A 12,387-nucleotide genomic window follows, 5' to 3' on the forward strand; every position below is an offset into this window, starting at 1 on the left:
AGCCTACGGGGCGGTCGCGGGCTCGGTGCCCTGCCCGACGGCGCCCGGCAGCGGGCGCACCGCGTTCATCACGACGAGCCCGAGCGCGATGGGGATGCCGACGAAGAGCAGTGCGTGGCGGTACCCCACGTGGTGGGCGATGAACCCGATGAGCGGCGGCCCGACGAAGAACGCCGAGTATCCGATCGTCGTCACGACGCTCACCCGGGCGGCCGCACGACGGGGGTCGTCGGACGCGGCCGAGATCCCGACCGGGAAGCCGAGCGCGGCCCCGATGCCCCACAGGGCGACGCCGACGAGCGCCCCGACGAGGTGCGGCAGCAGGGCGAACGCGAGCACGCCGAGGAGCGCGGACGCGGCGAGTGCGCGGAGCACCAGGACGCGGCTGAAGCGGTCGAGCAGCGGCGTGCCGAGCAGGCGCATCGCCGTCATCGCGACGAGGAACACGCCGAGCGCCACCGCTCCCACCGAGTCGCTCGTGTCGAAGCCGTCGACGGTCGCGAGCGAGACCCAGTCGTTCGCCGCGCCTTCCGTGAGCGCCGCCCCGAGGACGACCAGGCCGATCATCAGGGTGCGCGGCTCGGTCCACGCCTGCAGCGCCCGACGCCGTCGGGCGCCCTTGTCCCCGGCCGCACCGGGCGTCGGGAACGAGTCCGCGGGGTCGCCGGTCGTGTCGGAGGCGACGCGTGCGGGCTCGTGCTCGTGGGCCGGGTCCGGGAGGAAGAGCCGCACCGCGAGCAGCACGCCCACGACGGCGACCACGACGGCGATCGTCAGGTGCAGCGGGACGGGCACGTGGAGCGCGGCGAAGAGGGCACCGAACCCCGCGCCGGCCACCGTCCCGAAGGAGAAGCCCGCGTGGAAGCGCGGCATGATCGCCTTGCCCAGCTGCTGCTCGACGTGAGCCCCCTGCAGGTTCATCGACGCGTCCCACACGCCGATGCCGACCCCGGCGACGAACAGGCCGACGCGGGCCAGGCCCACGCTCTCCTGCGCGACGGACAGCGCGACGACGAGCAGGCCCACGCCACCCACGCCGGCGAACGTCTCGACGGCCCGCCGGGAGCCGAGCCGGTCCACGACGAGCCCGGCGAGCGGGAGCGCGCAGATCGAGCCGATCGCGGAGAACAGGAGCAGCAGGCCCATCTGGTTGGGCTCGAGGTCGAGCTTGTCGCGCACGGTCGGGAGTCGCGACGCCCAGCTCGCGAACGCGAACCCGTTGAGCGTGAAGACCAGGAAGACGGCCCACGACGCGTGGCTGATGCGCGCGGCGGTGGGCGCGCCGTCGGCGGCGCTCCGGGGCTCGGGGCGGGGCTGGTTCACGCGAGGACCTCCTCGGGCAGGCGGGCGGAAGGCCCGGGGTGGGGCGGGACGGACTCGGGGGCCGCGTCCGCCGGGGCTGCGCCGGCCTGGGACGACACGGCCAGGCTAGCGGGGGCTGCGTCGTCGGACCTACGGCGCGGCGCCGCGACCTGGGCGGCGAGACCCACGCTCAGGACCATGGCGAAGGCGATGAGCACGAGCGCGTGGCGTGCGCCCATCGCCTCGGCCGCGAGCCCGAGCAGCGGTGGGGCAGCGATGCTCGCGAGCGACGAGAACGACGAGACGACCGAGACGCGGCCGGCGGCGCGCAGCGGGTCGTCGGAGGCGGCCGCGATGCCGATCGGCACCGCGAGAGCAGCACCCACGCCCCACGCCACGACGCCGACGACGGCGAGGGGGAACGACGGGGCGAGCCCGAACGCGAGCAGGCCGGCGAGCGAGACGAGGCCGGACACGCGCAGGACGCGCACCCGCCCGAAGCGGTCGATCAGCCGGGTCCCGAGGATCCGCACGACCGTCATCGCCGCCACGAACGTCCCGAACACCACGCCCCCGACGGCCTCGGTGCGACCGAAGCCGTCGACGACGGCGAGGACAGCCAGTCGTTCGCCGAGCCCTCCGAGAGCGCGGCCGCGAGGATCACGAGCCCGACCAGCAGGGTCCGGGGCTCGCGCCAGGCGCCCAGGGACGCGGCGAGCCGGGCGCGGCGCGGCGGCCGGGCGTCGTCGGGCGTGGCGGGGGCGGGCACGGCCGGTCCGCGGGTGGACTTGCGCGCGGTGTCGTGCACGACGACGGGGAAGGTGAGGAACCGCCACACGGTGGCGATCGCCGCGGTGACGCCGAACTGGACGAGCAGCGGGACGCCGCCGGCCGCGCAGGCGGCCCCGAGGAGCGAGCCCACGACCGCGCCGACGGAGAACGCGGCGTGGAACTGCGGGATGACGGTCCGGCCGAGGCGGCGCTCGATGCCCGCGGTCTCGACGTTCTGCGGCACGTTGGCCAGCGCGAACGCGACGCCGTTGAGCAGCACGCCCACGGTGAGGAGGGCGACCGAGCCGACGGTCGGGCCGAGCCCGAGGAAGACGTAGGCGAGGGCGGCGACCACGGCTGCGGTCGAGAGCGCGGCCCGGCCCCCGACGCGCTCGACGACGGCCCCCGCGACCGCGACGGTCGCGAGCGCACCGACCGAGCCGGCGAGCAGCACGACGCCGAGCTCGGCGGTGCTGATCCCGAGCTCTGCCTTGACGGTCGGGATGCGGGCGAGCCAGCTCGAGAAGGTCAGGCCCATGAGCAGGAAGAGGCCGAGCAGGCCGAGCCGTGCCGGCCAGAGCGCGTCGGGCGGTGCATGGTGAGGTCGAAACGATTCGAACCGCATGCCACGCCCGCGCTTCGAATCGTTTCGAGGCATGGTGTCGATTGTGCGGGTACGCTGGCCGCGACGTCAACCGGACCAGCGGACACGCCGGTCCCGACGCCGCCGACCACGGCGCGCCGCGCGCCGCGACCCGCCCGGAGGACCCTGTTGCCGACGCACCCCCAGCCAGGCGCGAACACCCCGCCCGACGCACCGAAGGGCGGTCGCACCACGCTGTCCGAGGTGGCGGCTCTCGCCGGGGTCTCCGTGTCGACCGCGTCCCTCGCGTTCTCCGGCTCCGGGCCCATCGCCGACGCCACCCGGGACCGCGTCCTCGCCGCCGCGACCGAGCTCGGGTACACCGGCCCTTCCCCCTCGGCCGCCAGCTCCGCTCCGGCCGGTCCGGGATCGTCGGTGTCGTCATCGGCGACCACGTCTCCCGCACGTTTCGTGACCCCGTGTCCATCAAGGTCCTCGACGGGCTCGTCTCCGAGCTCGGCACCCACGGCGTGGGCGTCCTCCTGATCCCCGCCGTGCCCTCCGACGGCACCGCCGACCCGCTCGTCGCCTCCGCGGCGATGGACGTCGGGATCCTGGTCTGGGGCGCACGCCGCGAGGACCCCACGCACGACGCGCTCGTCCGCCGCGGCATCCCCGTCGTGATCGGCGAGGGCACCGCCAAGCCCGCCGCGCCCGTCGTCGGGCTCGAGGACCGCCAGGGCGCCGCCGAGCTCGGCCGGCACCTGCGCGAGCTCGGCCACGAGCGCGTCGCCGTCGTCGCGCTCCCCGTCACCTTCCCCGAGCGCACCGGCCTCGCCGACGCCGCCCGCCTCGCCGACGTCGAGAAGACGCCCACGCGCAACCGGCTCGACGGGCTCGCCGACGCGGGGATCGTGCCCGTCGCCGTGTGGGAGACCGAGGCGTCGCTCGTCGAGCACGGGCGCACCGCCGGCCGCGCGCTCCTCGACGTGCCCGCGGGCGAGCGCCCGACGGCGGTCGTCGCCCAATCGGACCTCCTCGCCGCGGGCGTCCTGCTGGCCGCGCGCGAGCTCGGCATCGACGTACCGGGCGAGCTGTCCGTCGCCGGCTTCGACGGCGTCGACCTGCCCTGGCTCGGCGCGGACGTCCAGCTCACGAGCGTGCGGCAGCCCTTCGAGGAGAAGGGCGTCGCGCTCGGCCGCTCGGCGCTCCAGCTCGTCGCGGGCGACGACGTCGAGGACGTCATGCTGCCCGTCGAGCTCGTCGTGGGCACCACCACCGGCCCGGCCCCGCGCTGACCCGCCCTCGCGAAGCAGTACGGCCGCCGGCATACCTCGGCATGGGGGCGCGTGCCGTCGACGGCCAGCGCCGGAGGCAGAAGAACGACGAGGGCTCGGCTCAGGTGAGCCGCACGACCGCCTGGGTCTTCGCGAGGACGCGCACGCCGTCGAGCGCGACGGTGAGGTCGATCCGGGCCGTCCCGGCCTCGGCGTCGAGCGCGCCCACGACGCCGGTCACGGTGAGCGTCGCGGTCCCCGGGTCGGGCACGGGGACAGGACGCGCGAAGCGGGTCTGGTAGTCGACGACGCGCCCCGGGTCACCGGCCCACTCCTCGACGAGCGCTACCGCGACTCCCATGGAGAGCATGCCGTGCGCGATGACGCCGGGGAGCCCGACCTCGGTCGCGAAGCGCTCGTTCCAGTGGATGGGGTTGAAGTCGCCGCTCGCACCGGCGTAACGGACGAGGCGGGCGCGGTCGAGGACGACCTCACGGGTGCCGATCTCCTGGCCGACCTCGAGGTCGGCGAGCACGGGGGCGCTCACGCGTCCTCCTCGGACGGCGAGCGTCGACACGACCGTCGAAACGGGCTCGCCCGGGTTCCCTGCGTCGTCGGCGGCGAAGATCTCGCACCGGGTCGACACCATGGTGATGCCCGCACGCTCCCGCAGGGAGTCGACGTGCAGCACCGTCACGAGCTCGTCACCGGCGACGATGGGCCGGTGGTGGGTGAAGCGCTCGTCCGCGTGGACCACACGCGAGAAGTCGATGCCCGCGGCGTCGTCCTCGATGTACTGGGCCTCGGCGCGCTGCGCGACGACCACGGCGAACGTGGGGGCGCGACGACGTCCGGATAGCCCGCACCCCGCGCCACGGTGACATCGTGGTGCGCGGGGTGGGTGGACCCGACGGCCGCGGCGAACTCGCGGAGCTTCTCACGCCCGACCGCGTACGGGGCGGTCGGTGGGTACTGACGGCCTTCGTACTCCGGGTTGACGGGCACGAGCGCTCCTTGCAGGTCGCCGGCGGGTCAGCGCCGGGTGGGTGCTACGAGATCGCGACGGAGAGTCAGCGGGTCTCGCGGTGCGAGGTGTGCTTGCCGCAGCGCGGGCAGAACTTCGCCAGCTCGAGCCGGTCAGGGTCGTTGCGGCGGTTCTTCTTGGTGATGTAGTTCCGCTCCTTGCAGTCCACGCAGGCGAGCGTGATCTTCGGGCGAACGTCTTGGCTCTTGCTGGCCATGGCTGGTGCCACCTCTCGCGCCCCCGGAAGGCGCTTGTGCTGTGCAGGGCACGACGCCGGCCGTCGTACCACCAGGTCTGCGGCGCGGACCCGAGGGTCCGTCCACCAGAAGGAACCGCGCGCGCGACGTCGCCGCGAGCACACCGTTCCGTGGTAGCGGAGGCGGGGATCGAACCCGCGACCTCACGATTATGAGTCGTGCGCTCTAACCATCTGAGCTACCCCGCCGCGTGGGCACCGCAGCGCCCGGAGGACCTCATGGTCCCACGGCCGCATGCACGGCACCAACAGAGCCCCCGATGGGAATCGGACCCATGACCTCAGTCTTACCAAGACTGCGCTCTACCACTGAGCTACGGGGGCAGCGCGGAAAACTCTACAAGACGCAGGGCCCCGTCGTGAAATCCGCGGGCGCCCGCGGGCACGGTGGTGCGAGCCTCGAGGGATGACGAGCCCGACGGACCCACCCAACCACTTCGACGAGGACGTCGCGGCGACCTACGACGCCGACGTCGCCGCGATGTCCGCACCCGAGGTGCTCGGGCCGACCGTCGACCTGCTGGCGGAGCTCGCGGGCGACGGAGCGGCGCTCGAGCTCGCGGTCGGGACCGGCCGCGTCGCGCTGCCTCTGGCCGCCCGGGGCGTGCCCGTGCACGGCATCGAGCTGTCGGCGGCCATGGTCGCCCGGCTGCGCGCCAACGACCCGGGGAGGACGGTCCAGGTGACCGTCGGCGACATGACCTCCACGCGCGTGCCGGGCACGTTCCGGGTCGCGTACCTGGTCTTCAACACCGTGGCGAACGTCACGACGCAGGAGGGACAGGTCGCCTGCTTCCGGAACGCCGCGGCGCACCTGGAGCCGGGCGGGTGCTTCGTCGTCGAGAACGGGGTGCCGCAGCTCCAGCGCCTCCCCTCGGCGAGCGGTACGTCCCGTTCGAGGTCACGCCCGAGCACCTGGGCTTCGACGAGTACGACGTGGTGACGCAGCAGATGTGGTCGCACCACTACCGGCCGCGCGAGGGACGCAACATGAGCGTCCCGTTCCGCTACGCGTGGCCGGCCGAGCTCGACCTCATGGCGCAGCTCGCGGGACTGCGCCTGCGCGACCGCTGGGCCGGCTTCGACCGCGCGCCGTTCACCGCGACGAGCCCGTCGCACGTCTCGGTCTGGGAGAAACCGGAGCGCTGACCGCACCGGGTACGACGAAGGCCCCGGACCATGAGGTCCAGGGCCTTCGACCGAGCGTGGCAGGTGAGGGATTCGAACCCCCGAAGCATGACGCGGCTGATTTACAGTCAGCTCCCTTTGGCCGCTCGGGCAACCTGCCGTGGCGAGCCAACGATACCCAACGCGGGCGCTGCTGAGAAATCCGATCCCGCCGTAGGCTCACGAGGTGACGTCCGCCCCTCCCCCGCAGCCGGACGACGCGGACGAGCACGCGCGTCGCGAGCACCGCCGCGGGCTCGCGGCCGGCTTCGCGGCGTACCTCCTGTGGGGCGCGATGCCGCTCTACTTCCCGCTCCTGAAGCCCGCCGCGCCGCTCGAGATCATCGCGCACCGCGTCGTGTGGTCGCTCGTGTTCTGCGTGCTGCTCCTCGTCGTGACCCGAACGCTCCCCCAGCTCCGAGCGGTCCTGCGGGACCGGCGTCTGCTCCTGACGCTCAGCCTCGGCGCAGTGCTCGTCGCCGTGAACTGGAGCATCTACGTCTGGGCGGTCCTCGAGGACAAGGTCCTCGACGCGGCGCTCGGCTACTTCATCAACCCGGTCGTGACCGTGCTGCTCGCGGTGCTCGTGCTCCGCGAGCGGCTCCGGCCGCTCCAGTGGGTCGCGATCGCGCTCGGGCTCGTGGCCGTCGTCGTGCTCACCGTCGGCGTCGGGCACGTGCCGTGGATCTCGCTCGCGCTCGCCTTCTCGTTCGGCCTGTACAGCCTCGTGAAGAACCGGGTGGGCGGGCGGGTCGCCGCCGCGCCGGGTCTCGCCGCCGAGACCCTGGTGCTCACCCCGCTCGCGATCGGGTACCTCGTCTACCTGCAGGCCCAGGGCGAGAACACCATGACGACGCACGGCACGGGGCACCTGCTCGCCCTCGCCTCCGCAGGGGTCGTGACGGCCGTCCCGCTCCTGCTCTTCGCGGCGTCCGCACGACGCGTCCCCCTGCGCGTCGTCGGGCTCCTCCAATACCTGACGCCCGTGCTGCAGTTCCTCGTCGGGCTCCTCGTGTTCCACGAGACCATGCCCGTCGCCCGCTGGGTCGGGTTCGTCCTCGTGTGGGCGGCGCTCGTCGTCCTCACGACGGACGGGCTGCGCGCGGCGCACGCCCTCCGCCTCGCCGACCCGCGCCGTCGGGCGGCCCCGTCAGCCCGGGCCGACGACGCCGCAGCCGATACGGTGGAACCCATCACCTGACCCGTCCCGCGCCCGCCGGCGCGCGGACCCTGCCCGAGGAGCAACCGTGGCCGATTCGTCGTTCGACGTCGTGAGCAAGGTCGACCGCCAGGAGGTCGACAACGCCCTCAACCAGGCCGGCAAGGAGATCTCGCAGCGCTACGACTTCCGCAACGTCGGCGCCTCGATCTCCTGGAGCGGCGAGAAGATCGTCATGGTCGCGAACTCCGCCGAGCGGGTTCTCGCGATCCTCGACGTGTTCGAGACCAAGCTCATCAAGCGCGGGATCTCCCTCAAGTCGCTCGACGCGGGCGACAAGGAGCCCAAGCCGTCGGGCAAGGAGTACCGCCTCGAGGCCTCCATCAAGGAGGGCATCGCCAGCGACCAGGCGAAGAAGATCACCAAGATCATCCGCGACGAGGGCCCCAAGGCCGTCAAGACGCAGATCACCGGCGACGAGGTCCGCGTGACCAGCAAGTCGCGCGACGACCTGCAGGCCGTCATCGCTCTGCTCAAGGGCGCCGACCTCGACGTGGCGCTGCAGTTCGTCAACTACCGCTGACGTGCGGCTCCTCGTCCTCGGGGGCGGGGCGTTCGTCGGGGGCGCGGTCGTCCGCGCCGCGCTGGAGCGGGGCGACGACGTCACGACGTTCACGCGCGGCGTGCGCCCGGTCGCCCCGGGCGTGCGGCACGTGCGGGGCGACCGCACCGCGCCCGACGACGTCGCGCGGCTGGTCGCGACGGCACCCGGCGGCGGGTGGGACGCCGTCGTGGACACCTGGGCCGGGGCGGCGGGCGCCGTCCGGCTCGCCGCGACCGCGCTGGCTGACGTCGTCGGACGCTACGGCTACGTCTCCAGCCGCGCGGTCTACGCTCCCCGCTCCGCGCCGGCATGGACGAGACGCACGCGACGCGCGCCCCGGCAGCCGACGCGACGACCGTCCGGGACGCGGAGTACGGAGCGGTCAAGCGTGGGGGCGAGGTCGCTGCGACCGACGCGTTCGGCGAACGGGCGCTGCTCGCGCGGTGCGCACTGATCGTCGGTCCCGGGGAGGAGCCGGAACGGCTTCCCGTCTGGCTGCGTCGCGCGGCCCGCGGCGGCACGCTCGTGGCACCCGGCGACCCTGACCAGCCGTGGCGCCTGGTCGACGCCCGCGATCTCGCGGCGTGGCTGCTCACGGCGCTGGAGCCCGGCTCCGTCGTGAGCGGGCCGGTGAACGTCGCCGCACCCGAGGATCACGCCACGACCCGCGGCGTGCTCGACGCCGTCGTCGACGCCACCGCGGCCGACGCCGTCCGCACCAGCGGGGCACCGGCACGCCTCGACTGGCGTTCGTGGGCGGAGCTCGAGGAGTCCGGCGTGGACCGCTGGGCAGAGCTCCCGGGGTGGGTCCCGCGGACCTCTGCGACCGAGGGGCTGATCAGCACCGACATCGGACGCGCGGTCGCGAGCGGGCTGCGCTGCCGACCCGTCGAGGAGACGGTCCGCGACACGTGGGCCCACGCGTCGGCCTCCTGAGGCGGGCGTCACGACCCACGCCGTTCTTCACCCGGTCCCGGGTCCGTCGGCCGCACGAGCGCGCCTTACGCTTGCCGCCGTGCCGAGCCCGACGCCCCTGCCCGAGACCGCCGCGGACGCGTGGGCACGCCAGCTTCCGTGGTGGGTCTCGAGGATCCTCGCGCCGTGCGTGGTGGTCGTGGCCATCGTCTGGAGCACCCTCGTCGACGACAGCGACGCCCTGACCGCCGCGGAGGCGAGCTCGATCGCCTCCCTCTCGCAGGCGGTCGTGCTCAGCGCCCTCGTCGCGGCCGTCCTGCTGCTCGTGCTCCTGCCCCCGGCGGGCGAGCGACTCGGGCTGGTCGCCGCAGCCGTGATCGCGGGGTTCGACGATGGCGCGCCGCGGCTCGCCTGGTGCGTGGTGACCGCCCTGCTCGCGGTGCTGGTCGTCCTGCGCGTGCACCAGCGCGCGCTCCAGCGGACCGCCGGGCGCGCCGCGCCCGTCGGGACCGTCGCCTGGCGGCGGCCTGAGGTCGACGGAGAGGCGCGCTCCGTCCTGCTGGCCTTCGATCAGCGCTGGGTCGGCCTCGCGGGGGCTGCGCTCGTCGTCGCGGCGATCGGGGGCGGCCTGTACGTCCACGACGTCGTCGCGGTGCAGTCCTTCCGGGGTCCGCCGCGGTATCACCAGCTGTCGTGACGAGTGCCGACGACGACGCAGCGCACGTGACGATCGGCGGCCGCACGTACGCCGTGCCGTGGTCGACGCGTCAACCGAAGGCCGGGGAGACCGTCCAGGTGCGGTACGACCCCGACGGCTCGCGGGCCGAGCTGACGGACGACGTCTTCGACCCGACCCTCGCGCTCCTGCCGTTCGTCGGAGGCGGGCTCCTCGGCGCCGCCGCGCTCGCGCACGAGCGACGGCGGCGCGCCGCGATCCGCGCTCTTCTCGACGACGGCGGACCGGCGTGGCTCGTCCGGGTGTCCCGCGGCCGGCACGATGCCGCGATCAGCGTGGCACCGTGCGGCGACCCGACGCGACCGTTCGCCCGCCTCGGACCCCTCGTGCCGGGCTCGCTCGGTGAGACCGTGCTGCCTGCGGACGAGGTGACGTCCGACCTGCCGCCCGCCGCGTCGCTCACGGACGCCGAGCTCCTCGAGGTGGCGCGCCACGGGCAGCCGCCGGAGGACGTCGACGCCGCACCGTCGTTCGCGCCGCCGCCCTGGGACAGCGCGGCCGTGACGATCGTCGGCCTCGGCGACGACACGAGACCCGTGGCCCTGAGCGACGGAACCGGCTGGTGGGTGTCGCTGCGAGGAGCCCGCACCGTCACGACCCGCGGAAGCGCTCCGATCGAGACGACGCGTCGCAGCCGCCCTTCGACGCCTGCGCCACCCCTCGTGGCTTCCGACGCCGACCCGGCACCGGAGTCCGGTCGTCGGAGCGCCGACGGCCTGAGGCGTCGAGACGCCGACGCCGCACCCGTTCGTGCGACGTCGTCCCTACGGAGCCTCGCCCGACGGACGGGACCCTGGCTCTCGTGGCCGGCCGCGTGGCTCGCGGCAGTCCCGCTCGGCATGCTCTTCGCTGCCGGAGACGTGGGGTGGTGGCATCTGATCGTGCCCGTCGGCCTGCTGTGGCGCGCCGGACGTTCGTGGGCACTGGCCTGGGTTCGGCCGCTCTCCGTGAAGCCCGCCGGGCTCGTGGCGAGCGGCCCTTGGTCGAGCGAGCTCGTCCCGTGGCGCGAGATCACCGCGGTGGTGGCCGACGAGCACGCCCTCGTGGTCCGTCTGGACGACGCTCTCGAGGGCGCGGGCGATGCGCTCCTGTTCGCCGCCGACGACGAGGGCGCAGCGCTGCTCGCCGGTGCACGCTCCACCGAGGAGGCGCGCGACCGGATCGACGAAGCCCGGCGCGCAGCGCTCCCCGACGCGCACGCTCCACGCGTACGCCGTCGGCCTTCACTCGTGCTGCTGGCCGGTGTCTGGTGGGCCGCTGCGGCGACGCTCGCCGTCGCGGGCGTCGGTGGCTGGTTCTGATGCGGCCCTGTTCGTCCGCCGACGTCCGCCCTACCGGAAGGCCCCGACCCGTCCCGACGAGCGGCGGCGGGCGTAGGCGACCGTGAGCGCGCCGAGGAGCGGGCCCCACGCGAGGAGCGGCACGTAGGCGGCCAGCGCGACCGCGCCCTGCCAGTCGTGCGGGTCGAGCGGGAAGTCGGCGCCGAGGGCCCGGCCCCGGATGTCGCGGCCCAGAGCGAGCGACACCCCTGTCCAGGTCCAGAGCGCGGTCAGCACGACCGCGCCGAGGGTCGCGGGGATCAGGGCGGCGAGCGTCGGGACGCGGCGGCCGCCGAGAACGGGGACCCGGCGCGGTACGACCTCGCCCCAGCGCGCGACGAGCCCGACCGCGGTGAACGCGAGGAGCTCCGACGCGATCGAGAGCAGGACCACGTACAGCCCGAGCGGCATCCAGGCGGGGAGGGTGCCCCGCGCGTCCGGACCCGTCATCGAGGTGTCGGTGATCGGCAGGTGGAGCGTGACTGTCGCGATCCGCCAGAGGCTCGACGGCAGCACGGTGAGCGGGACGACGAGCGCCGCCACGCGCGCCCAGCGCGGGACGCCGGGGACCGGCGCGTGCAGACCGTGCCAGAGGCGACGCCACGGCAGGGCCGGAGGACGGACGAGGGGGAGAGAAGAGGCCATGCCTCGACGTTCGTCGCCCGGGACGCGCCGCACCTCACCCGCGAACGTGAACCGCGTCCCCCACGGGGGTGAGTCGAGCCCCGCGAGCACGCGATGGCCGCCCGCCGAGCACGCGACGTCCGCCCGTCCGCGGTACAGGACGGACGCAGACCCCGTGCTCGGCGGGTGGGTGGGTCAGCCGACGGTGACGTCGAGCTCCACGTCCACGTTGCCCCGGGTCGCGTTGGAGTAGGGGCAGACCTGGTGCGCCGCGGCCGCGAGCGCCCCGGCGTCGTCGGCCGTCAGGCCGGGGAGCTCGACGCGCAGCACGACGGCGAGCCCGTACCCGCCCTGCCCGTTCGGGCCGATCGAGACCTCGGCGGTCACGGAGTCGTCCGCGAGGGTGAGGCCCTTCGACCGGGCGACGCCGCGCAGCGCCGAGTGGAAGCAGGCGGCGTACCCGGCGGCGAACAGGGCCTCGGGGTTGAGGCCTCCGCCCGGGCCGCCCATCTCCTTCGGGACGGCGAGGTCGACGTCGAGCGTCGCGTCGGAGGTGCGGACGTGGCCGTTGCGGCCGTCGCCGGTGGACAGGGCGGATGCCGTGTAGAGGATCTCCATGCCTGTACGAACAGATCCGCGGTGCCAGGGCT

At 74.3% G+C, this 12,387-nt stretch carries 16 protein-coding genes, 3 tRNA genes and 2 pseudogenes; 10 read left to right on the forward strand and 11 right to left on the reverse strand.

Annotated elements, in window-relative coordinates; genetic code table 11:
• Positions 1-3 precede the first annotated feature (3 nt).
• From QQK45_RS02525 to QQK45_RS02535, 3 genes are read right to left on the reverse strand one after another with little or no spacing between them, the layout of a single operon-like run.
• Positions 4-1,323, reverse strand: a complete 1,320-nt coding sequence (locus QQK45_RS02525; protein WP_284291884.1) for an MFS transporter — start codon at positions 1,321-1,323, stop codon at positions 4-6.
• A complete protein-coding gene (locus QQK45_RS02530) occupies positions 1,320-1,871 on the reverse strand; it encodes an MFS transporter (RefSeq protein ID WP_284291886.1) in 552 nt (183 codons plus the stop codon). Before QQK45_RS02530 ends, QQK45_RS02525 begins: the two co-directional genes overlap by 4 nt.
• Positions 1,841-2,731: an MFS transporter gene (locus tag QQK45_RS02535; RefSeq protein WP_284291888.1), complete on the reverse strand. Its 891-nt coding sequence runs from the start codon at positions 2,729-2,731 to the stop codon at positions 1,841-1,843. The genes QQK45_RS02530 and QQK45_RS02535 overlap by 31 nt, the downstream gene beginning before the upstream one ends.
• Here QQK45_RS02535 and QQK45_RS21775 point away from each other — a divergent pair.
• Together QQK45_RS21775 and QQK45_RS02540 are read left to right on the forward strand one after the other, a co-directional pair.
• Positions 2,669-3,202, forward strand: coding sequence for a LacI family DNA-binding transcriptional regulator (locus tag QQK45_RS21775; RefSeq protein ID WP_348525125.1), 534 nt, complete (start codon positions 2,669-2,671; stop codon positions 3,200-3,202). The two genes, QQK45_RS02535 and QQK45_RS21775, sit on opposite strands and share 63 nt — an antisense overlap.
• The gene (locus tag QQK45_RS02540; RefSeq protein ID WP_348525126.1) at positions 3,136-3,954 is read left to right on the forward strand and encodes a substrate-binding domain-containing protein; all 819 of its coding nucleotides are present in this window, start codon (positions 3,136-3,138) and stop codon (positions 3,952-3,954) included. The genes QQK45_RS21775 and QQK45_RS02540 overlap by 67 nt, the downstream gene beginning before the upstream one ends.
• A gap of 100 nt (positions 3,955-4,054) precedes the next feature.
• Here the strand turns inward: QQK45_RS02540 and QQK45_RS02545 are convergent, their stop codons facing one another.
• The 5 genes and pseudogenes from QQK45_RS02545 to QQK45_RS02565 form a co-directional block, all read right to left on the reverse strand.
• Positions 4,055-4,480 (reverse strand): MaoC family dehydratase, encoded by a 426-nt coding sequence (locus QQK45_RS02545; protein WP_284294916.1) that lies wholly within the window; start codon positions 4,478-4,480, stop codon positions 4,055-4,057.
• 6 nt (positions 4,481-4,486) lie between these two features.
• Positions 4,487-4,938 (reverse strand): annotated as a pseudogene (locus tag QQK45_RS02550) (FAS1-like dehydratase domain-containing protein); the annotation flags it as partial.
• Between the two features lie 65 nt (positions 4,939-5,003).
• Positions 5,004-5,174 (reverse strand): 50S ribosomal protein L33, encoded by a 171-nt coding sequence (rpmG, locus tag QQK45_RS02555; protein WP_036953345.1) that lies wholly within the window; start codon positions 5,172-5,174, stop codon positions 5,004-5,006.
• Positions 5,175-5,325: 151 nt separating this feature from the next.
• A tRNA-Met gene (locus QQK45_RS02560) sits at positions 5,326-5,402 on the reverse strand.
• 63 nt (positions 5,403-5,465) lie between these two features.
• Positions 5,466-5,537 (reverse strand) — tRNA-Thr (locus QQK45_RS02565).
• Between the two features lie 82 nt (positions 5,538-5,619).
• Between QQK45_RS02565 and QQK45_RS02570 the strand changes: the two genes are divergently transcribed.
• Both QQK45_RS02570 and QQK45_RS21780 read left to right on the forward strand, forming a co-directional pair.
• Positions 5,620-6,156, forward strand: coding sequence for a class I SAM-dependent DNA methyltransferase (locus QQK45_RS02570; RefSeq protein ID WP_348525127.1), 537 nt, complete (start codon positions 5,620-5,622; stop codon positions 6,154-6,156).
• Positions 6,150-6,362: a hypothetical protein gene (locus QQK45_RS21780; protein ID WP_348525128.1), complete on the forward strand. Its 213-nt coding sequence runs from the start codon at positions 6,150-6,152 to the stop codon at positions 6,360-6,362. The genes QQK45_RS02570 and QQK45_RS21780 overlap by 7 nt, the downstream gene beginning before the upstream one ends.
• Positions 6,363-6,419: 57 nt before the next feature.
• Here the strand turns inward: QQK45_RS21780 and QQK45_RS02575 are convergent.
• Positions 6,420-6,501 (reverse strand) — tRNA-Tyr (locus QQK45_RS02575).
• A gap of 66 nt (positions 6,502-6,567) precedes the next feature.
• Between QQK45_RS02575 and rarD the strand changes: the two genes are divergently transcribed.
• The 6 genes and pseudogenes from rarD (at position 6,568) to QQK45_RS02600 (ending at position 11,095) form a co-directional block, all read left to right on the forward strand.
• A complete protein-coding gene (rarD, locus tag QQK45_RS02580) occupies positions 6,568-7,581 on the forward strand; it encodes an EamA family transporter RarD (RefSeq protein WP_284291891.1) in 1,014 nt (337 codons plus the stop codon).
• A 46-nt stretch (positions 7,582-7,627) separates the two neighbouring features.
• Positions 7,628-8,122 (forward strand): YajQ family cyclic di-GMP-binding protein, encoded by a 495-nt coding sequence (locus QQK45_RS02585; protein WP_036953349.1) that lies wholly within the window; start codon positions 7,628-7,630, stop codon positions 8,120-8,122.
• A gap of 1 nt (position 8,123) precedes the next feature.
• Positions 8,124-8,381 (forward strand): annotated as a pseudogene (locus QQK45_RS22815) (NAD-dependent epimerase/dehydratase family protein); the annotation flags it as partial.
• Positions 8,382-8,452: 71 nt separating this feature from the next.
• Entirely contained in the window at positions 8,453-9,079 is a 627-nt protein-coding gene (locus QQK45_RS02590) for an NAD-dependent epimerase/dehydratase family protein (protein WP_284291893.1), read from the forward strand.
• A 79-nt stretch (positions 9,080-9,158) separates the two neighbouring features.
• On the forward strand, positions 9,159-9,755 hold the full coding sequence (locus tag QQK45_RS02595; protein ID WP_284291896.1) for a hypothetical protein: 597 nt from the start codon (positions 9,159-9,161) through the stop codon (positions 9,753-9,755).
• Positions 9,752-11,095: a hypothetical protein gene (locus QQK45_RS02600; RefSeq protein WP_284291899.1), complete on the forward strand. Its 1,344-nt coding sequence runs from the start codon at positions 9,752-9,754 to the stop codon at positions 11,093-11,095. Before QQK45_RS02595 ends, QQK45_RS02600 begins: the two co-directional genes overlap by 4 nt.
• Before the next feature lie 30 nt (positions 11,096-11,125).
• Here the strand turns inward: QQK45_RS02600 and QQK45_RS02605 are convergent, their stop codons facing one another.
• Both QQK45_RS02605 and QQK45_RS02610 read right to left on the reverse strand, forming a co-directional pair.
• Positions 11,126-11,758, reverse strand: a complete 633-nt coding sequence (locus tag QQK45_RS02605; protein WP_284291901.1) for a hypothetical protein — start codon at positions 11,756-11,758, stop codon at positions 11,126-11,128.
• A gap of 174 nt (positions 11,759-11,932) precedes the next feature.
• Positions 11,933-12,355 (reverse strand): organic hydroperoxide resistance protein, encoded by a 423-nt coding sequence (locus tag QQK45_RS02610; RefSeq protein WP_284291904.1) that lies wholly within the window; start codon positions 12,353-12,355, stop codon positions 11,933-11,935.
• Positions 12,356-12,387 lie beyond the last annotated feature (32 nt).

The organism is Luteimicrobium album, from assembly GCF_030161555.1.
In the GTDB taxonomy this organism is placed as follows: Bacteria; Actinomycetota; Actinomycetes; order Actinomycetales; family Cellulomonadaceae; genus Luteimicrobium; species Luteimicrobium album.

Bases quoted from the DNA above. Each gene is read 5' to 3' on its own strand.
- QQK45_RS21775 (WP_348525125.1), top strand. From the start codon at position 2,669: ATGGTGAGGTCGAAACGATTCGAACCGCATGCCACGCCCGCGCTTCGA.
- QQK45_RS02535 (WP_284291888.1), bottom strand. From the start codon at position 2,731: ATGCCTCGAAACGATTCGAAGCGCGGGCGTGGCATGCGGTTCGAATCG.
- rpmG (WP_036953345.1), bottom strand. From the start codon at position 5,174: ATGGCCAGCAAGAGCCAAGACGTTCGCCCGAAGATCACGCTCGCCTGC.
- QQK45_RS02570 (WP_348525127.1), top strand. From the start codon at position 5,620: ATGACGAGCCCGACGGACCCACCCAACCACTTCGACGAGGACGTCGCG.
- QQK45_RS02590 (WP_284291893.1), top strand. From the start codon at position 8,453: ATGGACGAGACGCACGCGACGCGCGCCCCGGCAGCCGACGCGACGACC.
- QQK45_RS02605 (WP_284291901.1), bottom strand. From the start codon at position 11,758: ATGGCCTCTTCTCTCCCCCTCGTCCGTCCTCCGGCCCTGCCGTGGCGT.
- QQK45_RS02610 (WP_284291904.1), bottom strand. From the start codon at position 12,355: ATGGAGATCCTCTACACGGCATCCGCCCTGTCCACCGGCGACGGCCGC.